The 24,741-nt window shown below is 66.0% G+C and carries 27 protein-coding genes and 1 pseudogene; 16 read left to right on the forward strand and 12 right to left on the reverse strand.

Annotated features, from left to right (window positions below):
- Positions 1 to 85 precede the first annotated feature (85 nt).
- Positions 86 to 403 carry a transposase gene (locus QQS53_RS00005; RefSeq protein WP_472773955.1) on the reverse strand — a complete coding sequence of 106 codons (318 nt, stop codon included), beginning with the start codon at positions 401 to 403 and terminating at the stop codon, positions 86 to 88.
- A 312-nt stretch (positions 404 to 715) separates the two neighbouring features.
- Between QQS53_RS00005 and QQS53_RS00010 the strand changes: the two genes are divergently transcribed.
- On the forward strand, positions 716 to 1,039 hold the full coding sequence (locus QQS53_RS00010; RefSeq protein ID WP_472773956.1) for a CHY zinc finger protein: 324 nt from the start codon (positions 716 to 718) through the stop codon (positions 1,037 to 1,039).
- Here QQS53_RS00010 and QQS53_RS00015 read toward each other — a convergent pair.
- The gene (locus QQS53_RS00015; RefSeq protein WP_472773957.1) at positions 1,036 to 1,530 is read right to left on the reverse strand and encodes a hypothetical protein; all 495 of its coding nucleotides are present in this window, start codon (positions 1,528 to 1,530) and stop codon (positions 1,036 to 1,038) included. The genes QQS53_RS00010 and QQS53_RS00015 overlap by 4 nt on opposite strands.
- 54 nt (positions 1,531 to 1,584) lie before the next feature.
- Positions 1,585 to 2,903, reverse strand: a pseudogene (locus QQS53_RS00020) (M20/M25/M40 family metallo-hydrolase).
- Positions 2,904 to 2,998: 95 nt separating this feature from the next.
- Between QQS53_RS00020 and bioB the strand changes: the two are divergent.
- The gene (gene bioB, locus QQS53_RS00025; protein ID WP_070768579.1) at positions 2,999 to 3,979 is read left to right on the forward strand and encodes a biotin synthase BioB; all 981 of its coding nucleotides are present in this window, start codon (positions 2,999 to 3,001) and stop codon (positions 3,977 to 3,979) included.
- A complete protein-coding gene (bsaP, locus tag QQS53_RS00030; protein ID WP_472773958.1) occupies positions 3,980 to 4,261 on the forward strand; it encodes a biotin synthase auxiliary protein BsaP in 282 nt (93 codons plus the stop codon).
- On the opposite strand, the gene QQS53_RS00035 is transcribed toward bsaP, so the two are convergent.
- Positions 4,258 to 5,292, reverse strand: a complete 1,035-nt coding sequence (locus tag QQS53_RS00035; protein WP_472773959.1) for an esterase/lipase family protein — start codon at positions 5,290 to 5,292, stop codon at positions 4,258 to 4,260. The two genes, bsaP and QQS53_RS00035, sit on opposite strands and share 4 nt — an antisense overlap.
- Before the next feature lie 271 nt (positions 5,293 to 5,563).
- Between QQS53_RS00035 and amn the strand changes: the two genes are divergently transcribed.
- The 6 genes from amn to QQS53_RS00065 all read left to right on the forward strand — a co-directional run bounded on the left by amn (position 5,564) and on the right by QQS53_RS00065 (position 10,686).
- A complete protein-coding gene (gene amn, locus QQS53_RS00040; protein ID WP_472773960.1) occupies positions 5,564 to 6,961 on the forward strand; it encodes an AMP nucleosidase in 1,398 nt (465 codons plus the stop codon).
- A 71-nt stretch (positions 6,962 to 7,032) separates the two neighbouring features.
- Positions 7,033 to 7,584 (forward strand): phosphoribosyltransferase, encoded by a 552-nt coding sequence (locus QQS53_RS00045; protein ID WP_070768576.1) that lies wholly within the window; start codon positions 7,033 to 7,035, stop codon positions 7,582 to 7,584.
- 7 nt (positions 7,585 to 7,591) lie between these two features.
- Positions 7,592 to 9,058, forward strand: a complete 1,467-nt coding sequence (locus tag QQS53_RS00050) for a SulP family inorganic anion transporter (RefSeq protein ID WP_472773961.1) — start codon at positions 7,592 to 7,594, stop codon at positions 9,056 to 9,058.
- Between the two features lie 115 nt (positions 9,059 to 9,173).
- On the forward strand, positions 9,174 to 9,659 hold the full coding sequence (locus QQS53_RS00055) for a ferritin (protein ID WP_472773962.1): 486 nt from the start codon (positions 9,174 to 9,176) through the stop codon (positions 9,657 to 9,659).
- A gap of 63 nt (positions 9,660 to 9,722) precedes the next feature.
- The gene (locus tag QQS53_RS00060) at positions 9,723 to 10,094 is read left to right on the forward strand and encodes a hypothetical protein (protein WP_472773963.1); all 372 of its coding nucleotides are present in this window, start codon (positions 9,723 to 9,725) and stop codon (positions 10,092 to 10,094) included.
- Complete coding sequence (locus QQS53_RS00065) at positions 10,087 to 10,686, forward strand: HAD family hydrolase (RefSeq protein ID WP_472773964.1); 600 nt, start codon at positions 10,087 to 10,089, stop codon at positions 10,684 to 10,686. The genes QQS53_RS00060 and QQS53_RS00065 overlap by 8 nt, the downstream gene beginning before the upstream one ends.
- Here the strand turns inward: QQS53_RS00065 and QQS53_RS00070 are convergent.
- Together QQS53_RS00070 and QQS53_RS00075 are read right to left on the reverse strand one after the other, a co-directional pair.
- Positions 10,676 to 11,764: an ROK family protein gene (locus QQS53_RS00070; RefSeq protein ID WP_472773965.1), complete on the reverse strand. Its 1,089-nt coding sequence runs from the start codon at positions 11,762 to 11,764 to the stop codon at positions 10,676 to 10,678. The genes QQS53_RS00065 and QQS53_RS00070 overlap by 11 nt on opposite strands.
- 123 nt (positions 11,765 to 11,887) lie before the next feature.
- Positions 11,888 to 13,045: an HNH endonuclease signature motif containing protein gene (locus tag QQS53_RS00075; RefSeq protein WP_472773966.1), complete on the reverse strand. Its 1,158-nt coding sequence runs from the start codon at positions 13,043 to 13,045 to the stop codon at positions 11,888 to 11,890.
- Between the two features lie 280 nt (positions 13,046 to 13,325).
- Between QQS53_RS00075 and QQS53_RS00080 the strand changes: the two genes are divergently transcribed.
- Positions 13,326 to 14,987, forward strand: coding sequence for a DUF885 domain-containing protein (locus tag QQS53_RS00080; RefSeq protein WP_472773967.1), 1,662 nt, complete (start codon positions 13,326 to 13,328; stop codon positions 14,985 to 14,987).
- Between the two features lie 3 nt (positions 14,988 to 14,990).
- Here QQS53_RS00080 and QQS53_RS00085 read toward each other — a convergent pair whose 3' ends face one another.
- Positions 14,991 to 16,046 (reverse strand): AbrB family transcriptional regulator, encoded by a 1,056-nt coding sequence (locus QQS53_RS00085; protein ID WP_472773968.1) that lies wholly within the window; start codon positions 16,044 to 16,046, stop codon positions 14,991 to 14,993.
- Between the two features lie 57 nt (positions 16,047 to 16,103).
- Here QQS53_RS00085 and QQS53_RS00090 point away from each other — a divergent pair, with 57 nt between their 5' ends.
- Complete coding sequence (locus QQS53_RS00090; protein ID WP_472773969.1) at positions 16,104 to 16,874, forward strand: TSUP family transporter; 771 nt, start codon at positions 16,104 to 16,106, stop codon at positions 16,872 to 16,874.
- Here the strand turns inward: QQS53_RS00090 and QQS53_RS00095 are convergent.
- Both QQS53_RS00095 and QQS53_RS00100 read right to left on the reverse strand, forming a co-directional pair.
- On the reverse strand, positions 16,871 to 19,129 hold the full coding sequence (locus QQS53_RS00095; RefSeq protein WP_472773970.1) for an ATP-dependent RNA helicase: 2,259 nt from the start codon (positions 19,127 to 19,129) through the stop codon (positions 16,871 to 16,873). The two genes, QQS53_RS00090 and QQS53_RS00095, sit on opposite strands and share 4 nt — an antisense overlap.
- A gap of 1 nt (position 19,130) precedes the next feature.
- Positions 19,131 to 19,724, reverse strand: coding sequence for a sugar O-acetyltransferase (locus tag QQS53_RS00100; protein WP_472773971.1), 594 nt, complete (start codon positions 19,722 to 19,724; stop codon positions 19,131 to 19,133).
- Positions 19,725 to 19,775: 51 nt separating this feature from the next.
- Between QQS53_RS00100 and QQS53_RS00105 the strand changes: the two genes are divergently transcribed.
- From QQS53_RS00105 to QQS53_RS00120, 4 genes are all read left to right on the forward strand, one after another.
- Entirely contained in the window at positions 19,776 to 20,453 is a 678-nt protein-coding gene (locus tag QQS53_RS00105) for an alpha-ketoglutarate-dependent dioxygenase AlkB (RefSeq protein ID WP_472773972.1), read from the forward strand.
- A 45-nt stretch (positions 20,454 to 20,498) separates the two neighbouring features.
- On the forward strand, positions 20,499 to 21,047 hold the full coding sequence (locus tag QQS53_RS00110) for an NADPH-dependent FMN reductase (RefSeq protein WP_472773973.1): 549 nt from the start codon (positions 20,499 to 20,501) through the stop codon (positions 21,045 to 21,047).
- Positions 21,048 to 21,147: 100 nt separating this feature from the next.
- The gene (locus QQS53_RS00115; RefSeq protein WP_472773974.1) at positions 21,148 to 21,348 is read left to right on the forward strand and encodes a hypothetical protein; all 201 of its coding nucleotides are present in this window, start codon (positions 21,148 to 21,150) and stop codon (positions 21,346 to 21,348) included.
- Positions 21,336 to 21,554: a hypothetical protein gene (locus QQS53_RS00120; RefSeq protein WP_070768564.1), complete on the forward strand. Its 219-nt coding sequence runs from the start codon at positions 21,336 to 21,338 to the stop codon at positions 21,552 to 21,554. The genes QQS53_RS00115 and QQS53_RS00120 overlap by 13 nt, the downstream gene beginning before the upstream one ends.
- On the opposite strand, the gene QQS53_RS00125 is transcribed toward QQS53_RS00120, so the two are convergent.
- Together QQS53_RS00125 and QQS53_RS00130 are read right to left on the reverse strand one after the other, a co-directional pair.
- Positions 21,551 to 21,862, reverse strand: a complete 312-nt coding sequence (locus QQS53_RS00125) for a transcriptional regulator (RefSeq protein ID WP_472773975.1) — start codon at positions 21,860 to 21,862, stop codon at positions 21,551 to 21,553. The two genes, QQS53_RS00120 and QQS53_RS00125, sit on opposite strands and share 4 nt — an antisense overlap.
- Positions 21,859 to 22,311, reverse strand: a complete 453-nt coding sequence (locus QQS53_RS00130; RefSeq protein WP_472773976.1) for a hypothetical protein — start codon at positions 22,309 to 22,311, stop codon at positions 21,859 to 21,861. Before QQS53_RS00130 ends, QQS53_RS00125 begins: the two co-directional genes overlap by 4 nt.
- Positions 22,312 to 22,369: 58 nt before the next feature.
- Between QQS53_RS00130 and QQS53_RS00135 the strand changes: the two genes are divergently transcribed.
- Positions 22,370 to 23,095 carry an SDR family oxidoreductase gene (locus QQS53_RS00135; RefSeq protein ID WP_472773977.1) on the forward strand — a complete coding sequence of 242 codons (726 nt, stop codon included), beginning with the start codon at positions 22,370 to 22,372 and terminating at the stop codon, positions 23,093 to 23,095.
- Between the two features lie 11 nt (positions 23,096 to 23,106).
- On the opposite strand, the gene QQS53_RS00140 is transcribed toward QQS53_RS00135, so the two are convergent.
- On the reverse strand, positions 23,107 to 24,687 hold the full coding sequence (locus QQS53_RS00140) for an aldehyde dehydrogenase family protein (RefSeq protein ID WP_472773978.1): 1,581 nt from the start codon (positions 24,685 to 24,687) through the stop codon (positions 23,107 to 23,109).
- Positions 24,688 to 24,741: the final 54 nt, after the last annotated feature.

A 24,741-nucleotide genomic window follows, 5' to 3' on the forward strand; every position in this document is an offset into this window, starting at 1 on the left:
TGGGCCCATTTGTAGTATCCAGACCGAGACACTTTTAATAGCCGTGCCATGCGCTTGATGCTGTAGTTCGCCTTCTCTTGCTGCATTAATTCGAACTTTGCTGCTCGCGTTGCTTCGCGGCGAAGAAGGCTGTCGCTTTTGACAAAAACTCGTTATCCATCTTGGCTTCTGCCAGCTCACGACGCAGACGAGCATTCTCAGCACGAAGATCAGCCTCACTCATCCCATCCGAGGCTCCTCGGCGTTCACGCTCGAGTTTGACCCACCGGCCTAAAAGCCCGGCGGAAACACCAATTTCCTTAGCCACATGAGCGATCGGGCGCTGCGACTCGATTACCAGGTTCGCGGCTTCACGCCGGTACTCAGGCGTGTACTTCTTGCGCTGTTGACTCACAATGAACATCCTCTCCTACGGACACAAGATCCGTACAAATAGGGTGTACTCTAAACGAGGGTAACCTCACATGGGCCTGCGTAAAGATGAAGAAGTGATCGAATGCTAAGTATCATAGCCTTAATTGGCGGGCTCGCGTTCGTTGTGGCCCTTATTAAAAAACTCTCTGATATCGAAAAGAGACTGGAGCAACTGGTTAATTCACAAAACAGTGAACCCAACAAGTCTGCTGATTCCCTCTGAGTATCGTTGAGCGTGCATAAACCCGAAAGGGTATGAGGTGCGAATCGTTTTTCTTTTCGTGGAAAAGAGTGGCTGAGTATGTCGGGGAAAGAAATCCTAGGCGTCGACGTGGACGCCCAGGGCCGTTGCGCGCACTGGCATACGCCGGTGGACGTGGTGGCCAACAAGTGTGCGACGTGCGGGCAGTTCTACGCGTGCTCTATCTGCCACGCGGAACTTGCCGATCACCCCTTCGGCGCGATGGATAAGCACACGGACGCGGTTTTGTGCGGCGTTTGTGGGGAGACGATGAATTACGGGCGTTACCGGCTAGCCACCGCTTGCCCGGCGTGCGGGCACCCGTTTAATCCCGGGTGCCACGCGCACGAGGAGATTTATTTCCAGCTGGGTCCGGTCGACTAGAAGGACGATAGAGAGCCGAATTGCTGCTGCACCTGGGCCAGCGCGGTGCGGGCCAGGGCGGCGAGATCCGGGATGCGGAAGGTCTGGCCGGCGAACGGCACGTCGACGGTCGGCTGGCCGGGGGCGACGGCGAGCTCAATCACGTTCTGGGCGCGGTGGGTGTTCTGCGGAGCGCGGTTCTGGTGGTTGTTTTGTGGGGCGGGCTGCTGCTGGTTGCCGGACTGGCCCAGGTTGCAGCGGTTGACCGCGTCATCCATGCGGGCGATGGCGGAGCGGATCTCCCCGCCGCGCGGGTGGAAAGTGGCCACGGACAGCGCCTGGCTGCGCTTGGACTGGTAGTCGCCGGGGTTGGTCCAGTAACTGCGGGCCTTTTCGCAAGAGATCTGGCCGGCGGGTACCTTGGCCAGCAGGTCGTCAACGGGATCGGCGGAAGCCACGGCGGGGGTGGCAAGGGTAGCGGTCAACACGAGGGCAGCGAGGCGTTTCTTCATGGGATACATCTTGGCACGAGTTCGCGGTTCGGGAAAGTGTACGCAGGAAACTTTTTAGACGCCCAGGAAGCGCCGCACCAGGCTGCGGTAGGCCCGCACCGTGAGATCGAGGTCCTCCAAGTGCAGCGCCTCGTCGTGGCTGTGGAGCTGCGAATTGGCCTCGGCCATGTCCCGGGCCCGCGCGTGGAGGGCAAAGCCGTAGCCATTGCCGCCGGCGCGGCGGGCGATGCGCAAATCCGAACCGCCCGTCGCCAGCACCGGGGTGACGTCCAGGTCGGGGAAGAACTCGTGCGCGGTGGACTCGATGGCCTGCCAGAGCGCGGTGTCGGTGCCCGACTGCGTGGCGTCTTCGGTAATTAGGTGCTCGATGGTGACCTCGTGGGCCAGATCGCCCAGCGCCTGGCGCAGGAACTCGTCCAGGTCCTCCTGGGTCTGGCCGGGGAAGGGGCGGATGTCCATCTCCAGGTAGGCGTGGGAGGGAAGCACGTTGATCGCGCCACCGGCCCGCAGGACGGTCTGGGACAAGGTGGTGTGCGAAAAGGCGTGCGCGTAGGCGTCCAGGTTGCCGAAGGCGCGGTAATCTTCCGCGGTGCCCTGGCCGCCGATAAGCGTTTGTTCCGTGGCGGGATCGAAGCGGAACGCCTTGACGAAGCCGGTCCAGGTCTCGCTGGTGGCCACGGGCGCGGATGCCTGTGCGATACGGCGGGCGACCTCGCCGATCTTCACGATGGCGAAGTCCTTGCCGAAGGGCGTCGAGCCGTGCCCGGCGTCGCCGTGCACGTGGAGGCGGCGCTGGCCCGCGCCTTTTCGCCCACGTTGAAGGCCAGCGAGTTCGGCAGGTGGCTGCCGCCGGTCTCCGACAGGCAGTTGTCCCAGCTCATCGCGTCCGGGTGGTGGGCATACAACCAGCGCGAGCCCCAGCCGCCGCGGGCCTCCTCGTCCGCCAGGGCGGCAAAGGTGAGATCGCCTGCCGGCTTCCCGCGGCGGGCCACCTCGCGGGTCACGGCTGCCATGGTGGCAGTAATGAAGAGCATGTCGACGGCGCCGCGGCCGTAGAGCACGCCGTCCTCGATGACGGCATCGAAGGGCGGCTTGGTCCACTTGTCTTCGTCGACGGGCACGACGTCCGTGTGGCCCATCAGGGTCAGCGGTTCGCCGTGGCCGCCCGGGACCGTAAACAACACCGAGACCCGCCCGGGGTGGGGCTCAAAGCGCTGGACCTGCACGTCCGTGCCGGCAAAGAAGCGCTCCAGCGTGTCGGCGTTGCGGACCTCGTGGCCCGAATCGTCGGTCAGATCGTTGACACAGGCGTTGCGGATTAGCTCCTGGAGTAGCTCCAGGGTGTCGTCGTACAGGCTGGTGTTTTCGCTCATGCACCCCAGCCTAGTGCCGCGCTCCACCCGCGAAAGAAATAAACTTAAAGTTGCAAAATTAAACGCCGTTCAACTTTGTTCGCTACGCTACCCGTATGAGTATTGTTGATATCGCCCGCGAGAAGGCCTTAGAGCAGGGCATCGGCCTGAACGAAGAAGAGCTCCTACAGGTCCTTTCCGTCCCCGACGAGCAGCTGGAAGAAATTGCCGACATCGCGCATAAAACTCGCCTGCGTTGGTGCGGCCCGGACGTTTCGGTGGAAGGCATCATCTCCATCAAGACGGGCGGCTGCCCGGAAGACTGCCACTTCTGCTCCCAGTCGGGCCTGTTCGCCTCGCCGGTGCGCGCCGCCCGCCTGGATATCGCCGAGCTGGTGGAGGCCGCGAAGAACACCGCCAAGACCGGCGCCACCGAGTTTTGCATCGTCGCCGCGGTCAAGGGCCCGGACGACAACCTCCTGGACCAGGTGGGGGAGGCCATCGCCGCCATCAACGCGGAGGTCGACATTGAGATTTCCTGCTCCCTGGGCACCCTGACCCGCGAGCAGGCGCAGCGCCTGAAGGACATGGGCGCGCAGCGCTACAACCACAACCTGGAGACCGCGCGCAGCTTCTTCCCGCAGGTGGTCACCACCCACACCTGGGAAGAGCGCCGGCAGACCCTCGACTTCGTCCGCGAGGTCGGCATGGAGGTCTGCTGCGGCGGCATCATCGGCATGGGCGAGTCCCTCGAGCAGCGCGCCGAGTTCGCCGCCCAGCTGGCGGAGATCGAGCCCTGCGAGGTGCCCATGAACTTCCTCGACCCGCGGCCGGGCACCCCGTTCGCGGATCGCCCGCTGGTTCCCCTGGGCGAGGGCCTGCGCGCCGTCGCCGCCTTCCGGCTGGCGATGCCCGCTGTCACCCTCCGTTTCGCCGGCGGCCGCGAGCTGTCCCTGGGCGACGACGGCACGGAGAAGGGCCTGCTCGGCGGCATCAACGCCATCATCGCGGGCAACTACCTGACGACCCTGGGCCGCCAGATCGAAAAGGACGTGGACATGCTCGGGCGCATCGACCTGCCCATCAAGGCGCTGTAGATGTCGGGGAAATCTGCGGGCGCTGATCACTCCGCGCTCGCCGCGTCCGTCCTCGCCGGCGATCCGCCCGTCTACCACCCGAATACCGGACAGCCCCTCGAAGAGGTCTCCACCCTGCACCCGGCGGCCGCGGCCGGCCTGGACGTGCCGCGCTACTGCCGCCTGTGTGGGCGGCGCATGGTGGTCCAGGTCCGCCCCGACGGCTGGCGCGCCCGGTGCTCGCGGCACGGGGAGCTGGACTCGAGCTGGCTTTTCGTCGAGACCATCCGGGAGCCGGACTAGAGCTGCCGGACGATGGTGCGCACGATGGCGCGCACCCGCCGATCCACCGGCAGGTCGTGGTGGAGCACCACCGCGCGAGAATCAAAGTCCTGGACGTAGATGTTGCGCACCGTGCCGTCCTTGACCTTGCTGGGGGATAAAAAGCAGGTCTCGGGCGGGACCACCACGGCATCGTGGCGCGTGGCGATGCACGTGTAGGTCACCCCCTCGTCCAGGTCGCCGCCGGCGTTGACGGCGCTCAAGATCTCGCTGCCAACGATCTGCTGCTGGCCGGCGTCGCCGAAGAACGACTGGATGATGGATTTCATGATGGAGTCGTTGCGCTTGCTGGCCATCAGCGGGCTGATGATGCCGCCTTCGGTGGTGCCGTGGTTGGGCGCGCCGATCGAGATGAGGTGGCGGACCTTGCTGGCCCCGCCGAGCACGCGCATCCAGTAGCGGGCCAGCAGCCCGCCCTGCGAGTGGCCCGCGATGATGACCTTCTCCGCGCCCGTCATGGTCAGCACCGCGTCGATATAGGCGCCGACCTGCGCGGCGGATTCGGGCAGCAGGCCCGTCGCCCGCGTGCCGTAGTCCGGGGCGAAGACGGCCCAGCCGTCCTCGCGGAGCTCGCCGCCCAGGATCTGCCAGATGCCCTTGGAGTCGGCCGTGCCGTGCAACAAGATGATGGGCCAGGGGCGGTCCGGGCTGGGACGGGCGGTCCAGTCGTCCTCGAAGATGCCGCGGGGTTTTAACCGCGCGCCCAGTGGGAGCGAGTCCACCGTGGAGCTGGAGCCGGCCGAGTCGACCTCCTCGTTAGACACGGCCATGCGGGTGCGCGAGTCCTCGCTCAGCGAGCCGAAATAGCCCTCTTTGGTGGGGTCTTTGCGCAGCATCTCCGCGATTTCCTCGGCGACCTCCTCGCGCAGCGCGTTGGGCGGGGCGGTGTTCTTGACGCCGAAGCGGGGGTTGGCCGGGGCATCGTTCGACCAAAAGCGGCGCAGCTGCTTTTCGATTGTGGAGCGCAGTTCCTGTAGTGCATCAGTGGCCACGTACAACCATCTCCTTTTACAATCCGGGCCTTCCAGCCTAGCGAACTAGCAGGTGAGGCGAGTTAGGAAAAACTTTTTTTAAAAAATGTCATCCGAAGGGTTGACGCTCTTTCCAAAGTATCTTAAAGTAAGCCTTGCCTAATCACGGGCGGTTGTTTTGCAGAAGTTGCGCTCCACTCCTTCTGTTTAGCACCGATTAGATTAGTCATGGGGAGAAGGCCCCGCCAGCGTGCAGCCGGCGGGGCCTTCGTTTACGCGGTAGTGTGGCGGCATGCGGAATCAGGTAGAGACAGTGCAGGTTCAGACGGTGGACGAGGCGGTCACGCGCCTCATTGAACTCTACGAGCAGTCCTGTCGGCGCTCCCACGACTTCGCGGACTACGACCAGGTCCGCTACCCCAAAATCACCGTCGCCGTGCGCGAGTGGCACCCCATCGACCGCTCGGAACCCTTCGGCTACGTCAACGAGGCCGGCAACTATTCCGCGGTAATCTCCAAGCCTTACCTGCTGCGCGACTACCTGACCGCCCAGCTGCAGCGCCTAGTGGATAACTACCCGTGCGATATCTACGTCGGCCCCTCGGACGTGCGCATCCCGCCCGAGTACATCCGCGGCGCCCCACCGGCCCCGCAGGACCGCGGGACCACCGTCCCGCGCCCCACGCTCGATGACGTCAACGACGCCATCATCGACGGCGACTGGGACGCCTTCCACGGCGCGGAGAAGCCGCTGTTCCACTTCGGGCCGCAGCGCTTCGACATCGCTTGCGAGCGGATCGAGCACTACACCGGCATCGAGGTCGACACGGTGCAGAAGTACATCCTGTTTACCAACTACGCCATGCACACCACCGAGTTTGTGCAGTTCGGCCTTGGTGAGCTCGCCAGCGAGGACTCGCGCTACACCGCGCTGGTGCTGCCCACGGGTGAGACCATCCACCCCAACGACGCGGTGGATCTGGACGTCGACGAGCTGACGCTGACCTCGCGCTACCAGATGCCCCGCTTCGACCTCATCACCGCCGCCGGCGACGGCATCACGATGATCAACATCGGGGTCGGCCCCTCCAACGCGAAGACCATCACGGACTGCCTGGCCGTACTGCGCCCCGAGGCCTGGATCATGATCGGCCACTGCGCGGGCCTGGACGGGCGCATGCGCATCGGCGATCTCATCCTGGGCAACGCCTACCAGCGCGACGACGGCCTCCTGGACGAGCCGGTCACCCCGGCGAACCCGATCCCCGCCATCCCGGAAATCCAGCGCATGCTGGAGGCGAGCGTGGACGAGATCTACGGCGCGGACAACCCCATCATGCGCACCGGCACGGTCTTGTCCACCAACGACCGGAACTGGGAGTGGCGCACCACCCGGCAGCTGTGGGAGTGGCTGCGGGCATCGGCAGCCGTGGCCGTGGACATGGAGTCCTGCACGCTGGCCGCCAACGGTTACCGCTACCGCGTGCCCTACGGCACCCTGCTGGCCGTCAGCGACCTGCCTTTGCACGCGGTGCCCAAGCTGCCGGCCCAGGCGCAGGCCTTCTACTCGAACTCCAAGCAGGCCCACGTCATGTGCGCGGTGCGCGCGGTCGAGCAGCTGGCGGAAAACCCGTCCCGCCTCCACACGCGTAAGCTCCGGCGGGCGCTGGGGGAAGTGCCTTTCCGTTAACGCTTGTCCGGCGATAGACTGGACGGAAAGTTTCCCCATACGAGAGTCTGCAACCGTGATAGGAGCACCACGTGACTAATCCCCATAACCCCGACTGGGCGGTACCGGAGAGGGAGAACCTCACCTGGGAGACGTTTGGCGAGGCCAGCCGCAACCTATCGCAGCAGATCATCGACTCGGGCTGGATGCCGGATCTCATCATCGGCGTCGCCCGCGGCGGCCTGATCCCGGCCGGGGCCATCGGCTACGCCATCGGGGTTAAGGCCATGGGGTCCATCAACGTGGAGTTCTACACCGATATCGGCAAGACCCTGCCCGAGCCGGAACTGCTCCCGCCGTACCTGGACGCCTCCGACATGGACGGCAAGAAGGTCCTGGTGGTCGACGACGTCGCGGATTCCGGCAAGACCCTCGACCTGGTCTGCCGCATCCTCGAGCACGAGGACCTGGATCCGGAAAAGCCGAAGCTGAACGTGGACGTGCGCTCGGCGGTCATCTACACCAAGCCGGTGACCATCTTCCACCCGGACTACGTGTGGCGCAATACCGATAAGTGGATCAACTTCTGCTGGTCGGTCCTGCCGGTCATTACCGCGGACGGTTCGTTCAAGGAAGGGTCCTAACACTCCGGTGAATGACGCAGGTTCCCTGGGCGTAGCGGATAGCTTCCGCTACGCCTTTTCCTCTGCCCGCCGGCTGCGCATCGAGGTGCTCGGCGGTCTCGCGGTTTCCCTCGCCCTCATCCCGGAGGTGCTGAGCTTTTCCATCCTGGCGGGCCTGGACCCGCGGGTGGGCCTTTTCGCCTCTGTGGTGATGGCAATTTCTATCGCCTTTACCGGCGGGCGTCCCGCGATGGTCTCCGCCGCGGCCGGCGCGGTGGCGCTGGTCATCGCCCCGCTTACGGCCAGCCACGGCCTCGACTACGTGGTCGCGACCATCCTGCTGGCCGGGGTGCTGCAGCTGGTGCTGGCGGCGCTCGGCATCGCCAAGCTCATGCGGTTTATCCCGCGCAGCGTAATGACCGGGTTCGTCAACTCCCTGGGCATCATGATGTTCACCGCGCAGCTGCCGCACCTGCAGGACGTGCCCTGGCTGGTCTACCCGCTGGTGGGGCTAGGCCTGGTGCTCATGCTCGCCGCCCCGCGCCTGCTGCCGGCCATCCCGGCGCCGCTGATTACCATCGTGGTGCTCACCGCCCTGGTCATGATCTCCGGCTGGGAGGTCCCCGACGTGGCCGATCAGGGCGAGCTACCGGATTCGCTGCCGGGCCTGTTCATCCCGGACGTGCCGCTGAGTTGGGAGACCCTGCAGGTTATCGGCCCCTACGCCCTGGGCGTTGCCCTGGTGGGCCTGATGGAGTCGCTGCTGACGGCCAAGCTGGTCGACGGCATCACGGATACCCACTCGGACAAGACCCGCGAATCCTACGGCCAGGGGGTAGGCAATATCCTCTCCGCGCTCATCGGCGGCATGGGCGTGTGCGCGATGATCGGGCAGACGATGATCAACGTCCGCGGCGCCCGCGCGCGGACCCGGCTGTCCACGCTCATGGCCGGGGTCTTCCTGCTCATCCTCGTCCTGGTGCTGGGCCAGACCGTGGGGCGCATCCCCATGGCGGGTCTAGTGGCGGTGATGATCATCGTGGCGGCGACCACCGTCGACTGGCATTCCCTGCGGCCGCGCACGCTGCGGGCGATGCCCTGGTCCGAGACTCTCGTCATGGGCATCACCATGGCCGGGACCCTGATTACCTCCAACCTGGCGGTCGGCGTGGTGCTGGGCGTGCTGGCGGCGACGGTCAGCTTCGCCCAGCGGGTCTCGCACGTGGTGACCGTCGACCAGACCGGGCCGGGCGAGTACGCGGTGTCCGGCCAGCTCTTCTTCGCTTCCTCGAATGACTTGGTCTATTCCTTCGATTACGCGCCGGGCACGGACAAGGTCTCCATCGATTTTTCGGCCGCGACCCTGTGGGATACCTCCACCATCGCGGCCGTCGATGCAGTGCGCAGCAAGTACGCCTCCCGCGGAATCGAGGTAGAATTTAGGGGACTGGATGACGACAGTCAGCGCCGGCTCGAGAAATTCAAGGAAACATAACGCGGGTTACGTTAACATAACCTTAAATTGGTAAGGATTTCCTGCCTGGAAATAGTTTTTTAAACGCGTATACTTATCGGTAGTTAATTACCGATCCGACAGAAAGGTCCAGGTCATGGACGAGAAACTGCAAACCGCAATGAACAACCAGGTTAATTCCGAGCACCAGGCGGCGCTCATCTACACCCAGCTGGCCTATGAGATGGACAACCTGTCCTTCCCGGGCATGCGCGACTGGTTCCTGGCGCACGCCGACGAGGAGCGCACCCACGCTCAGAAGTTCGCCGACCACCTGCTGGCCCGCGGCTACCGCGTCGAGCTGACCGACATCGCTATCCCGTCCCTGAAGGCTGCCACCCCGCTGGACGCCTTCGAGGCCGCCTTCAAGCACGAGCAGAAGGTCTCCGCCGAGATCCGCGAGATCGCGCGCATCGCGGACGAGGTCAAGGATCTGGATTCCCGCAGCCTGGTCAACTGGTTCCTGGAGGAGCAGATTGAGGAAGAGGACACCGTCTCCGAGATCATCGACCAGGTCAAGCTGGTGGGCAACGACGGCTCCGGCCTGCTGCGCATCGACGCAAACCTGGGCTCGGCCGAATAAAGCACTAGACCAAATAACGGTCTGGTTAAAATAATCACTTTTGTCCCACCGGAGGCTTCTCCGGTGGGACAATTGTATTTTATGACCGCAAAGCAGAAAACGACCGCCGCCATCGCCCTCGGGCTGATGGTTCTCGCTTTGGTCGGGGGACTGGCACTGACGGCGGTAGACATCGCGTGGGGGATCTTCTTCTCCTCGGCCGCGCTCATGCTGAGCCCGTTCGCCGGCATGGCCATGCTCGCCGGCGTGCGCTTCCTGCGCGCCAGCGGGCTCGTCAAGGCCTTCTTCGGCGTCGGCGGCGTCCTGCTCCTGGCAGCCATCGCCCTGTTCTTCGTGAACCCCTCAGGCACGGGCCTGCCGATGCTCATCGGCGGCGCGACCTGCGGCATCGCCGGCCTGTGCCTGCTCAAGCCCCGGGTGGTAACGCATGGCTAAAACCAAGCTGCTCTTCGATCTGTACGGCGTGCTCATGCGGCTGCCCTCGGCCGCGGATCGCCGCCTGTTGGAGGACACGCTCGGCGTGCGGGACAGCGCCCGTTTCTGGGACACCTACGAGGAGCTGCGCCCGCCCTACGACGCCGGGTTGGTCTCCGACGAGCGCTGGTGGACCACGCTCGCCCGCCGCAGCGGCCTGGGCGAGATCGACACCAGCCAGGCCGTGGCCGCGGACATCGCGGGCTGCCTCGAGGCGGACACGGAGATGGTCGGCTTCGTGCAGTCGCTTATCGATGCCGGCCACCCCGTCGGCATCCTTTCCAACATCCCGACCGGGCTCGCTGCCGTCGTGCGGCGCGAGCATCCCTGGCTAGAGGATTTCGCCGCCGTCACCCTGTCCTGCGATATCGGGGTGGCCAAGCCGGAGGAGCAGGCCTACCTCGTCGCCGTCGATGCCCTCGGCGGCACCCTCAAGGACACACTCTTCTTCGACGACCGCGACGACTTCGTGCGCGGGGCGCGCGAGGCGGGCCTGCGGGCCGAGCGCTTCGACGGCATCGATAGCGTGCGGACGGTGCTTTCTACACCCTGACCTTGCGCAGCTCGAGCGGCACGCGCAGCAGTGGGTCCAGGGCGACGGCACGCGCGACCGCGCGGACGATCTCGCGGTGGGTGGGGATCATGCGCAGCTGGACCTCGGTATCGGGGGCCTCTTCCCGCACGGCGCTTGCGAAGCGGCGCGGGGCCTGCGGATCATCCACGAAGGCGGATCCGGCCACGACCACGGTGTTCGGGTGGTGCTCGCGCACCAGCCGGGCGGCGACCTCGCCGAGATCGTGCGCGCGCTCATCGAGGATGGAGCGTGGGGCATCGGCAATGCTGTCGACCGTAACGCCCTGCTCCGCCGCCTTCTTGAGCACCGCCGCCGTCGAGAGGGAATCCTGTGCGGGGCGGCCCTGCGGATCGGTCAGCGGGGTCAACTGCTGGACCCCGTCGTCGTTGGACAGGGCCGCGCCGATGGAGTCGTCCGCGAAGAGCACCAGGACCTTGTCGTTGGAGGCGATGTCCGCGGCCTGGGTTTCCGAGCCCAGGATCGCCGGAATGGCTGCGGTGACCACGACCGGCACGCTGAACTGGAAGCGCAGGCGCTCGGCGATGTCGACGCCGTTCCACCCCAGGTTCGGAGCGTAGACCAGGCCTTCCTCGTCGACCTGGCCGGAGGTGGTCACGCCGACGGAGACCAGCGCCTGGTCCAGGCCCGCGGTCAAGCGGTTGATGCCGGCCATGATGTGCTCGATGAAATCCGCCTCGCTCAGCGATGCCACCGGGGTGGTGATGTCATCCTCCCGAATGGTGCGGCCCTTGGTGTCGTAGAGGCCGATATAGGTCGAGGAGGTGCCGATGGCGATGCCAGTCAGCAGCCAGTTGTTCTCCGCTACCTCCAGCGGCACCGTCGGGCGCCCGCGGCCCTTCGTGCGGGTCAGGTCGGTGCGCTCTTGGATGAGCCCGGCCTGGAGGAGTGCCGTGGTCGCGCGCGTGATGGTGGGCTGGGACAGGCCGGTCGCTTCCACTAGCTCGCTCCGAGTGATGATCGGATTGAGGCGCACCAGGTGGAGGCACTTGGCGGCGGGCGTGCGTGGGCGAGTGAAGGCCGGTCCTGGCTTGATCATGCAACTTAGTATAAAGAGAACAGACTGCATTGTCTAATTCTATACGTTGACCGGTGGTTGAAATTAGACTGCATGGTCTAGCAATTGCTGTGCTTTGGTGCGGAAATGTCAGATTTTTCGACATCACCCCCTCCGCCCGGCCATGACCTGCTCCACCGTCCGCAGCCAATTGCAGGAGCGCGGGGACATCGGGCCCTCTGGACTCGTGGCCTGCCAGGTGCCGTCGTTGAACAACCAGATGACGTCCGAGGTGTGCGGGTCGATGACGTAGGTCGCGCGACCGTCGGTCTTGATGTTGTGGTGGTGCTGGCACAGGTTGACGAGGTTGTACGCGGCCGTCGGGCCGCCGTCCTCGAAGTCGACGCAGTGGTCTTTCTGGCACCGTTCCGCCTTGACCGTGCAGCCGGGGTAGCGGCACGTGCCGTCGCGGCCGTTGACGAAGGCCTTGATGTCGTTCGGCGTCGCGTAGTTGCGGCTGCGCTTTTCCGCGATGTCCGACATGTGGCGGACGGTGGTCGCTGCGTCCGCCAGCTTCTGGCCGCTTTCGTGACTTATCCAGCCGAACCCGGCGACGAAGATTGGGGCGTTTGGGACGTCGCTGGCCTGGTAGAGGTTGAGGACCACCTGTGGGGAGGAGTATTCCCCGAGGATGAGGCCGGCGAGCGCGGCGGCCGGGCTGATGTCCTGTTCCTTGGCGGTGCGGGAAATGGCGTCGTCTAGTTGGGCGGTGGTTGCGGGGTCGTAGTCGGCGTAGATGCCGGCGCGGGAGCCTGACTGGGCCTCGCAGGAATAGTTGCCGCCGTCTGGGCCGGAGGTATCGGCCGATTCTTTCGGCGTATCCTCCGGCTGTTCCGTGGCAACCAGGCTGTTGAGCTTGCGGCGCAGGTTGGCATAAGAGGGCAGGCGCTGGCCTGGGCGGGTAGGGCTGAGGTATTTGTTTAATTCAGTATCTATGCGTTCTAGAACGTCCTGGGTGGGCTCGCCCAGGTTATTTAAGACCTGGTCGATCAGGATGAGGTAATTGAAACCGATGTGTTGGAGTCTTTCCACGGTTTCTTTGAGCTGGGGCAGGGTGTCGAGGCGTTCGAGGGCGAAGCAGCGGTTGAGGCAGGCGGTATAAGAAAGGCCGGTGCGGGCGGCGAGGTTGCCGACGGTGGTCTCACAATCCTCGTTAATGGGCGGGCGGAGGCGTTGCCACAGGTGGTAGTCAACGCGGCGGATCTGGGTGGCGTCGTGGGCGATTGGGCAGTTCGGTGTATTGACGGTGTAATAAGGGTCCATGACATTCTCCCCGAATGATTATGTCGTAACTATGTTCTAACCCAACCCCCATAATACCTACCCAAACCGGCACCGCAACCCCCACAGAAAACGTTTTCGAAACTATGTTGGAATTTTCGACGGGGAACGGTCCAAGAACTGATGCTTAAGTGTTATCTTCCTGCTGACGGCTGGAAAAGACCAGGTACGGGCGACTTTGGCGGGGCAGGGAGCATTCAGCGTTCTCACTGCGCCGCGCCAGGTGGCGGTGAAGTAGGGAAAGTGGCTAGACTTCCCAATCATGAGTTCCGAGCACAACGCCGAGCGCCAGCCTTCCCTTCTGGACGCTTCGTGCGATAATTTCGCAGCTGATTTGGCAGCCCTGACCCCTACCGATGCGACGGCGTGGGGCGTTGCGGGCTACGAGGGGGAGTTGCAGGACTTCTCTCCCGAATACTACGAAGCCGTGGCGGACCGTACTCGCGAGATGATTGCGGATCTCGACGCCCTGGATGACTCGACGGATGAATCGGACGACGAGGACGACTTCGACGACGTCGACTACGTGACTGCAGCCGTGCTGCGCGACCGGCTCTGCCTGGAGCTGGACATGCACCACCGCATGGAGGACCTGCGGCTACTCAACAACATCGCCTCGCCGGTCCAGACCATCCGGGACACCCTCCTGCTCATGCCGCAGGAGACCGAGGAGGACCTGGACGCCATCCGCTCCCGCCTGTCCAAGGTGGGTAGCGCGCTGGCGGGTTATCGGGACTCGCTGACGGAGGCGGCATCGCACGGCTTGGTGGCGGCCAACCGCCAGATCAATGAGGTCATCGGCCAGTGCAACGCGCTGACGGATAGCGACTCGATGCTCGACGAGCTCGGCCTGGCCGAGGACTCCGCCGAGGTGGAGCACGCCAAGCAGGCTTTCGAAGAATTCTCTGCCTGGCTGTCGACGGACCTGCAGCCGCAGGCGCCGACCTCGGACGCGTTCGGCCGCGAGCGCTACGAGCTGTTCTCCCACCTGTTCGTGGGCGACGTCGTGGACGTGGACGAGGCCTATCGCTGGGGCCTGGAGCAGCTGCACGAGATCAACGCCGAGCAGGAAAAGATCGCCCACAGCCTCTACGGCAACGAGTGCACCGTGCGCACGGCGATGCGCAAGCTCAACCAGGAAGAGCGCTACCTCCTGCGCGGCAAGGACGCGCTGGTGGAGTGGATGCAGTCCACCGCCGACCGCGCCATCGAGGAGCTGGACGGTAAATACTTCGACGTACCGGAGCAGGTGCGCGAGATCGAGTGCTGCATCGATCCGGCAGGCACCGGCGGCATCTTCTACACCCAGCCGGCGGATGACTTCTCCCGCCCGGGCCGGATGTGGTGGTCGGTGCCGGCCGGCCAGGACATTTTCCACACCTGGCAGGAACTGACCACGGTCCACCACGAGGGCGTGCCGGGCCACCACCTGCAGATCGGCCAGGCCCTGGTCGAGCCGGACCTGAACCTGTGGCGTCGCAGCGTGTGCTGGAACTCCGGCCACGGCGAGGGCTGGGCCCTCTACGCCGAGGAGCTCATGGCGGAGCTCGGATACATGGATGATCCCGGATACCGGATGGGCCTTTTGGACGCTAAGCGCCTGCGGGCCGCCCGCGTGGTCGCGGACATCGGCCTGCACCTGGGCAAGAAGATGCCGGACGGTTCCGGCGTCTGGGACAAGTCCCACGTGCACACCTTCATGCGGGAAAACACCGCGATGGATTCGGCGAACCTCTCCTTCGAGGTCAACCGCTACCTGGGCTGGGCCGGCCAGGCGCCGTCGTACGCGCTGGGTGCGCGCCTGTGGCGCCAGACCCGCGACGAGGCAGTCGCGCAGGGCATGAGCGAGCGCGAGTTCCACGCCGAGGCGCTGGCGCTGGGCTCGGTGCCGATGTCTATCCTGCGCGAGACCGTCCTCGACTAGGCGCTAGCGTTTCCTCCGCGTGAAGAGGCGGATGAGCTGGGGCAGGTAGCCGGCAATCACCAGCACGATGATGAGCCGGATGAGCTGGATGGCCACCACGGCTGGCCCGGCCCCGCCCTCGGAGGACAGCGCCAGGACGGTCTCCAGCGCGCCGGGGCTGGTTGCCAGGTAGGCCTCGAAATAGGTGATGTCTAGCGCCCAGGTCAGCGGCCAGGCGGTGGCCGCACACAGGGCGATGACCACGACGATATAGGCCACGGTGGCGGGCAGCTGCGCCGCGAACCGCTGCAGGGCGGGCCACGACAGTCCGCCGCCGCAGACCCAGCCGATGGACATGAACGCCAAGATGCGGAACGGCTCGATGGGCTGGAGGGTGAGCTCACCGGGCAGGAAAAGCGAGGCCAACACCGTCAGCAGGAGCGGGCCCATCACGCTCGGGGCGGGCAGGCGGAGGGCCTTGCCGAGGGGCTCGCCGGCGAAGGCGATGGCCAGCACGAGCAGGATCATCCACCAGTGCTGGTCCGGCTGCGGGGCGTCGACCGGATGGGAGTCGGCCGGGGTGGATAGGAAGCCGACGACGACCGGCAGGGTCATCGACACGGTCAGCAGGCGCAGGTACTGCGTCAGCGCCACGTAGCGGTAGTCCGCGCCGAGGTCGTCGGCGAGCACCGGCATCATGGACGCCCCACCGGGCAGCATGGACAGGATGCCGGTGTCCCGGCTGACGGCCTTCGGCTGGGCGCGGTGGAGGAGGAGCCCGCCGGCGACGCCGACTAGCACCGTCACCAGGGAGACCACGACGCCCGCGGGCAGGAAGCCGACGATCCGCGACAGCGGCACCGTGGTCAGGGGGATGGCGGCCAGGATGCCGATGAACCCGCGGCTGAGAGCGTAGACGTGGCGGTTGACGGGCAGCTCTTTGCGGGTCGCCAGCGCCATGCCGGCGGAGACCACGATGGCGGCCACGATCCAGGCCGCCGGCACGTTCCAGCGGTCGAAGAGCCAACCGAGGCCCACGGAGGCGGGCGCGACAATCATCCAGCGCACTGCCAGCGGCATTCGGGTACCTCCTTGTGAATTCGATCTCCTTTATACTATTGGCCTTATACTGTTGCCATGGAAATGGGCGTGGGAACCTGGGCACTGCTCGTCGCTGGGGCAGGGGTCGCCGGCTGGATCGATGCGGTCATCGGCGGCGGTGGGCTGGTACTCATCCCCCTGATTCTGGCGCTGGTTCCCGGCGTGGCCCCGGCCACGGCGCTGGCGACGAATAAGGTGGCGGCGGTCTCGGGCACGGCATCGGCGGCGGTGACGCTAGTGCGCAAGGTGCGGCCTCCGGCGCGGGAATTGGTGCCGATGGCGGTGCTGGCGGCGGTGGCCTCGGGCGTGGGCGCGCTGATGGCCTCGTTGCTCGACGAGGAGGTGATGCGGCCGCTGATTATTGTTCTTTTGCTCGCCGTGGGCACGTTCATCGCCTTCAAGCCGAGCTTCGGCGGCGGCGACAGCCAGGGGATCCACTCCGGCTGGCGGTCCTTAGCGGCGCTGGTAGCAACGGCGGCGGTGGCGTTCTACGACGGCATCTTCGGGCCGGGCACCGGCATGTTTTTGATCATGGCTTTTACCGCCATTTTTTCCCAGAACTTCCTGCGCTCGGCGGCGATGTCGAAGGTGGTCAACACCGCGACGAACCTGGGCGCGCTGGTGGTCTTCATCGTCGGCGGGCACGTGTGGTGGACGCTCGGCATCGTCCTGGCGGTGGCCAATATCGTCGGCGCGCAGCTGGGCGCGCGCACGGTGCTGGGCGGGGGCACGAAGCTGATTCGCTACGCGCTGCTGACCCTCGTGGTGGTCATGAGCTGCTACCTCGCGTGGCAGCAGTGGGGCTAGGCCGGGTCTTCCGGCCAGGCGTGCTTGGGGTAGCGCCCGCGCATCTCGGCGCGCACCTGCTGGTAGGGGCCGGACCAGAAGCTGGCGAGGTCGTCGGTGACCGCGAGCGGGCGGCCGGCAGGCGACAGCAGGTGGAACTGGACAGGAATGCCGGCGACCTCGGGGGAGGAATGCAGCCCGAAGCACTCCTGGAGCTTGACGCGCACGACGGGGCGGCCGCTCGCGTAGTCGATGCGCGGGTGTTTGCCCGAGGGGAGCGTGAGGCGTTCGGGCGCGGCGGCATCGATGTCGTTGGGCCACGGCAGCAGGCGCTGGAGCGCCGGGTACATGTCGACCTCGCGCGGGGGCTTGCCGCGGACGATGTCGCCGAGCTCCGGGCCCAGCCAGTACTGCGGATCGGCCTTGTGCGGATCCGGCCAGGGATCGCCGAGGCGGGCGTGGAGGAAGGCCAGGCGGTCGAAGAGGCGCTGCGCCTTGTCGGAGAAGTGGAAAATTTCTAACCCAGTCCGTTCGAGCAGGCGGGCGAGGGCCTCGGCCCCGGCCTCCGGGCTGGGCTGGGTCGGGGTGGAGCTTAGCTCGATCTGCCCGGCCCGGCGGATCTGGCGGGCCCGCAGCTTGCCCTTGACGAAGTCGGTTACCAGCTCTTCGCTCACGCCGATGATGGACAGCGCGTCCTCTTCGTTGATGCGGGCGGCGGCGCGGATGGTGCCGCCCTCGGCGGAGCGGGTCACGACCGCGGTGGCCAGCCACTCGGAGCCGTCCAGGCCGAGGTCGTGGGGCAGGCGGGCCCGCGTGCCGGAGGCCAGCAGGTAGGTGTCGTCTTTCACGCGGCGGGCGATCCAACGGGGGAAGGCCAGCCCGGTGATGGCGCCGGGATCGCTGACACCGCTACCAGTGCTGACCAGCTTAGCCAGGCGCTGGGACTCGGACTTCGGCGCGCGCTGGCGGGCGATGTCGCCGCGGGGATCGTCGGCCAGCACGGCGACGGTGGCCGCGGCAGACGGCCCGCATTCGATAAGGGCGCGGCCCAGGCGCGGGTCCAGCGGCAGGCGGACCAAGCGTTTGCCCAGCTGGGTCAGCTGGCCGTCCCGGAGGGCGCCGAGCGATTCCAGGTTCTGCCGGGCGCGGGCCAGGTGCTGCGGCTGCGGGCTATCGAGCAGCGGGCAGTCGCCCCAGGCGGCCAGCTGCAGGGCGGCCTGGGTCAGATCCGTGGTGAGGATCTCCGGGGTGATGGCCTCGGCCGCGTGCTCGTAGTCGACGGCGGAATAGGCGCGCACCACGGTGCCCGGGCCCTCGCGGCCGGCGCGGCCGGCGCGCTGGTCCGCGGTGGACTTGGCCGAGCTGATAGTGACCAACCCCGTCATGCCGCGGCTGGCATCCAGCCGGGGCACGCGGGACAGGCCGGAGTCGATGACGGTGCGCACCCCGGGCACGGTCAGGGAGGACTCGGCCAGGGAGGTCGAGACCACGATCCGCGGGGTGGACGAGGGCTGCAGGGCCGCGTCCTGCTGCCGGGCATCCAGCCGCCCGTGCAGGGGGAAGCTGACGGGCAGGCGGCCGACGACGTGTTCTACCTCGCGCACGCCCGGCACGAAGACCAGGGCGGAGTGCCCGGTGGCGGACACCTGTTCCTGGGCCAGCTGCGCCAGGTGGTCCAGGAATTCCCGGGAGCAGCTGCTGCGGCCGGGGTGCGGGCGGTAGGAGATATCCAGCGGGTAGGTCACCGCCGGGGTGCTGAGCGTTTCGGCTCCTAGGAACTCGGTGAGCTTGTCGCGCTCCAGGGTGGCGGACATGGCCACCAGCCGGAAGTCGTCGCGCAGCTCGGCGAGCTCCAGGCACATGCCCAGAATGAGATCGGTATCCAGCTGGCGCTCGTGGACCTCGTCGATGGCGACGGCGGACACGCCCTCCAGATCCGGATCCCGCAGCAGGCGCTGGAGGAGTACGCCCGGGGTCACGAACTCGACGTGGGTGCCGGGCTGGTGCTCGCCCTTGACGCTGAAGCCGACGGCTTTCGGGGATCCGGAGAGGTGGCGCAGCCGGCGGGCGGCGGCGCGCACGGCCACGCGGCGCGGCGCGGTGACGATGACCTTGCCCCCGCAGTGGTTGGCCAGGGCGGGCGGGACCAGGGTGGTCTTACCGGTGCCGGGCGGGGCTTGGATGACTAGGCGCCCGGTGGCATCGACAAGCGTGGGCAGGCGGTCAATGACCCCGGCCACGGGCAGGTCGCGGCCGATCCGTGCGATGTCGAACATGTCATCCAAGCTTACGCACGACCCGCCCGGGTAAGCCAAGCACCAGGGAATTGTCCGGCACGTCCTGGGTGACCAGGGTGCCGGCGCCGATGACGCAGTTGTCGCCGATGGTGACTCCGGGCAGGACGGTGACGTGAGCGCCGAACCAGCAGGTGGTGCCCACCGTGATGGGGTGGGCGATCTCCCAGCCGGCGGCGCGCAGCTGGGTATCGTCGACTGGGTGGCCCACGGTGACAAACGAGCAGTGGGGGCCGACCAGGGTGCCCGCGCCCAGCCGGATCTTGGCCTGGGCCAGGAAGGTCGCGCCGAAGTTGATGAAGACGTTCTCGCCGCAGATGAGGTTGTAGCCGTATTCCACGTTGGCGGGGGCAAACCACCCGGGAACGGCGGATTCTTCCGGTAAAAGCTCTCGCAGGATGGCTTCGGCGGCGTCCGGATCGGTGTTGCCCAGGTCGTTGAACTGCTTGATGAGCCGGAAGCCGCGCAGCTGCTCCGCGCGGAGCTCGTCGCTGCCGGGCAGGTGCCACTGCCCGGATTCCATGCGCTCGCGGGTGCCGTAGACCGCGTGATTGTTCTCGCTGTCCTTAATCGTCATGCTGTCTATTGTGCCAACTATCGCGCCGCTGGTTGTGCCAGACTGGGTGGCATGCTTTTCGAGGTGGAGCGCCCCGCGGCCAAGGTCGCGCCCGGGGTGGCGCACGTGCCGGGCTACTGGTCGACGCCGGAGCAGCACGCGTGGGTCGCGCGGTTCCGGGACCTGGCGCGCCGGGCCAGCGGCACGCCCTTTGCCATGCAGCGGCCGCAGCTGGCCTCCGGCGGGCGCATGAGCGTGCACATGCTCAACCTGGGACACTACTTCGACTATGACAGCTACCGCTACGTGGACCGGAAATTCGGCCACACCGTCCCGGGGCTGCCAGGGGCTCTTCGGCAGGCGGCTATCGATGCCGTCTGTCGCGCCGCCGCCCTCGCCGAGGAGCTAGCGCCGTGGGCGCAAAGCTACTTGCCGGACATGGCCCTGGTGAATTATTACCCGCCGGGCGCGCAGATGGGCATGCACCAGGACCGCTACGAGTCCACGCGGGCGCCCATCGTCTCCTTTTCCATCGGGGAGGAGGCGCTGTTTCGCATCGGCGGCACGGAGACCCGCAACCGGCCCTGGGACGAGGTGACGCTGGCCTCCGGGGATCTCATTGTCTTCGGCGGCCCGAAGCGTTGTGCTTTCCACGGGGTGCCCGAGGTTCGCCCAGGCACCGCGCCGGAAGGCTGCGGGCTGGCGCAGGGCCGAATCAATGTCACGGTGCGGCAGGTCTTTTCCGGGTAGGCTGTCCTAGAAACACTTAACCGTTGAACTGAAAGGAAGCCCGACATGGCAAAAATCGGCATCATCATTGGCTCTATCCGCGAAGGTCGCCTGGGGGAGGCCGTCGGCCGCTGGGTTGAGGGTATCGCCCGCGATCGCGCCGAGCAGGGCGTGGACTACGAGCTCATCGACCTGGCCGCTTTCAATGTTCCGCTGCTGACCGCCGCCACCGTCCCGGGCGCGGCCAACAAACAGTACGACGACGCCAACGTGCAGGCGTGGTCCCGGGCTATCGACGCCTGCGATGCCTTCGTCTTCGTCACCCCGGAGTACAACCACTCCGTGCCGGGCGCCTTCAAAAACGCCTACGACTCCCTGGGCGCGGAGTGGGCAGGCAAGCCGGTCGCCTTCGTCGGCTACGGCTCCTCCGGCGCCATCCGCGCGGTCGAGGCCTGGCGCCTGGTGGTCAGCAACTTCCAGATGGCCCAGCTGCGCAACCAGCTGGAGGTCTCCATCTTCTCCGACTTCACCGACGGCGAGTTCACCCCGGACGAGGACAAGACCAAGCGCATGGACAACATCCTGGCCGAGCTGGAGGATGCGCTGGGTAAATAACACCCCCGGCGGCGCAGGCCAACGAGCTGGATCCCAACATCCAGGGCCCGTTGGTGCTGGCCGAAGCGATGTACTACGACGCCGAGGAGGCGTGGCCATCTTGGGTATTCTCACCGCTGGCGGATTGATCTTCTACTCGATGTACACTACCCATGCAGAAAAGCAGAACCTGATTAACCAGTGCTACCAGAACGGTGGCAGCCCAGTGGTCGACAGCCGCGATTCCGCCGGCGTGGAGGGTACCACCGATTCCGGAGCAGCTAAGAATGAAGGAGGCTACCGCTTCGAATGCCAGAAGTAGAAACGACCCGAAACGCCCCCATGGTGGTTGCCGCGATCGTCGTGGTGGGACTGTTCCTGCTACTGCTGCTGTACCTGGGCCTAAGCCGCTACTACAACGCGCAGGAGCTGGATTCCCTCGTGGAGGGCGCTGAGGCTAACGGGCAGAGCTATTCCGTGGAGATCCACAACGGGCTAACGGGTAGCTATTCCTTCCGCGCCCACTAGCCGGCGATGCCCTTGAGTGCCGCTAGGTGCTCGTGAAAGGCAGCGCGACCACGCGTGGTGAGGCTGACCCACACGGTGTCCTTGCCGCGTGTGGAGCCGTATTCGCGGAAGCGGCTGACGTATTCTGCCTCCTGTAGGGCGCTGAGCTGTTTGGAGAGCGCGGACGCGCTTAGGCCCACCTCCCGGGCCAGCGAGGAAAACTCCATCTCTTTGTTGACTGCTCCCTCGGTCGCGCCGTAGGCGTTGAGGACGGCGCAGATCTTGAACCGGTTGAGCGGGTGGATGACCGGATCGAGCTGGCTGCTCATGAATGATTCCGTTCCCGGGAGCTGAGATCTAAGGCATCACTGCCCAGGGCCCACCACACGCTGGCAAAGGCTAGGAGGCCAAGGGGCAGCACGACCCAGGCCGGCAGGTCGTGGGCGAAGATGATGGCGGACATCGGCCAGTAGAGGCAGAATAGTCCCAGCCCGTAGCGCTTGTCCGCGGGGGGCGCGGCGAAGGGATCTTGGCGGTAAGACTGGCGCACCCGCGGGTAACGCCGGGGCAGGATGGCAGCTGCGACGAGCATAACGGCGGCGACGATGAGGAGCGCCCACCAAGGCCGAGATTTAAACGCGAAGAGCGCAAACGCCGCCAGGTAGGTCAACGCCAGGCAAAAAGCGACCCACGGTGGGACCAGGGAGGTATGTTTCTTGGCGAGGGTCTCGTTAAAGGACAGGGCTTCGGTGGCCTGCTTCTTCTCGTTGTTTTCCACAGTGGAAAGTATGACACTTTCCGTACCGGAAAGCAAGGGCTTTGCTACACTGCGGGGCATGGTCGAACATGACGCAGGTAACAGGAAAGTGGCAGTAGTGACGGGTGCTTCCTCCGGGATTGGCGCCGCTAGCGCGCGGGCGCTGGCCGCCGACGGCTGGCACGTGATCGTGGCGGCACGGCGCATGGACCGGCTCGACGCCCTCGCGGAAGAGATCGGCGGCACCGCCATCGAGCTGGACGTCGCCAGCCAGGAGTCGGTGGACGCCTTCGCCGCGCAGATCGGCCGGCTGGACCTTTTGGTCAACAACGCCGGCGGTGCCAAGGGGCTGGAGCCACTAGTCGACACCAGGCTCGAGGACTGGCAGTGGATGTACGACGTGAACGTGCTGGGCACGGTACGCATGCTGCAGGCACTGGTGCCGAAACTAGAACAAGCCCCGGATAATTCGGGGCTTGTCATCAACATGGGTTCGGTGGCCGGCTGGGGCGTCTACGAAGGCGGCTCTGGCTACAACAGCGCCAAGCACGGCGTGCGGGTGATCTCCCGGGCGCTGCGGCTAGAAAACCACAACATCCGCACCACGGAGATCGACCCGGGCCGCGTGGCCACCGATTTCTCGCTCGTCCGCTTCAGCGGCGACGAGGAGCGCGCTGCCAAGGTCTACGACGGCCAGCTTAACCTCGCCGCCGAGGACATCGCGGAGGCGGTGCGCTGGGTGGCGTCCCTGCCCGCCCACGTCAACATCGACGTGATGACGGTCAAGCCGCGCACCCAGAGCTAGGAGCTTACAGGCTACTTCTGCAGACCGAACTGGCCGGAAACGGCCGGGGTCAGGTTCTGGTAGACGTGCTTGTGCTCCTGGTACTCTTCCAGACCCGTCGGGCCCAGCTCGCGGCCGTTGCCGGACTGCTTGTAGCCGCCCCACTCGGCCTGCGGCAGGTACGGGTGGAAGTCGTTGATCCAGATGGTGCCGTGGCGCAGGCCGCGGGCGACCTGCTCGGCCTTGCCCGCATCCGTGGTCCACACCGCGCCGGCCAGGCCGTACTCGGTGTCGTTGGCGATCTCGATGGCCTCCTCCTGCGTGGTGAAGGTCTCCACGGTCACGGTCGGGCCGAAGGCCTCGTCGTGGACGCAGTCCATCTCCCGGGTGGTGTCATCGATGATGGTCGGCAGGTAGTAGATGCCGGCGCCCAGGTCCGTGTTGCCGGTGCCGTGCTGGCCGTTGGTGTCCTCGCTGGTGGCCGCGCGGCCGCCGGTGAGGATGGACGCGCCCTGCTCGCGGGCGTGGTCCACGTACTTGGCAATCTTCTCCCGGTGCTCGGCGGAGATCAGCGGGCCGGTCTCGGCCTTGTCGTCCGTCGGGCCACCAATCTTGATGTTGTTGGTGCGCTCGACCAGGGCCTCGATGAACTTGTCGTGGATGGATTCTTCCACGATCAGGCGGGAGCCCGCGGAGCAGACCTGGCCGGAGTGGAAGAACGCGGCGTTGAGGGCGTTGTCCACGGCGGCGTCGAAGTCCGCGTCGGCGAAGACGACGTTCGGGTTCTTGCCACCCAGCTCCAGCGCGGTGCGCTTGACGGTCTCCGCGGCGTTCTTGGCGATCAGCTTGCCGGTGACCAGGCCGCCGGTGAAGGAGACCATGTCCACGTCCGGGTGCTGGGACAGCGGGTTACCGCAGTTGGCGCCGGCGCCGGTGATCAGGTTGGCCACGCCGTCCGGCAGGCCGGCATCGCGCAGCACGGCCATGAGCAGCATGGCGGTGTGCGGGGTCAGCTCCGCCTGCTTGAGGACGAAGGTGTTACCAGCGGCGATGGCCGGGGCGACCTTCCAGGACACCTGCAGCAGCGGGTAGTTCCACGGGGTGATCAGGCCGCAGACGCCAACCGGCTCGGCGTCGATGCGGGAGCGCACGTTCGGGTCCGCCGGGTCGACCACGCGGCCGGCCTGGTGGGAAGCCAGGGTGCCGAAGTAATCGAAGGCGCCGGCGATGTCTTCCATGTCGCCCATGGACTCTTCCAGGCGCTTGCCGGTGTCGGCGGATTCTGCCTTGGCGAAAAGCTCCTGGTTGTCGCGGATGGTCTGGGCCACGCGCAGCAGCAGCTTGCCGCGCTCGATGGCCGGGACCGAGGACCAGGTGCCGGCATCGAAGGTGCGGCGGGCGACCTTGATAGCGCGGATCGTGTCCTCGTCGGTGGCTTCGGAGACCTCGGCGACCACGGTGCCGTCGGCCGGGCAGGTGATGGTGCGGGTACCGCCCTCAGCGGCGGCCTCCCACTGGCCATCGATGAATAGGGACTTCGGGCCGTCGCCCGTGTGGACGCCGGAGAGGAGCTCCGTCGTCGATGGATCAAACAGTGCGTTCTGGGTGCTCAACAAAGCATCCTTTCTTGTCGGCGCTTTAATAGGCGCCGGCATTCGTATTCAAAC

The sequence above is a fragment of the Corynebacterium sp. 2571A genome (assembly GCF_055700935.1).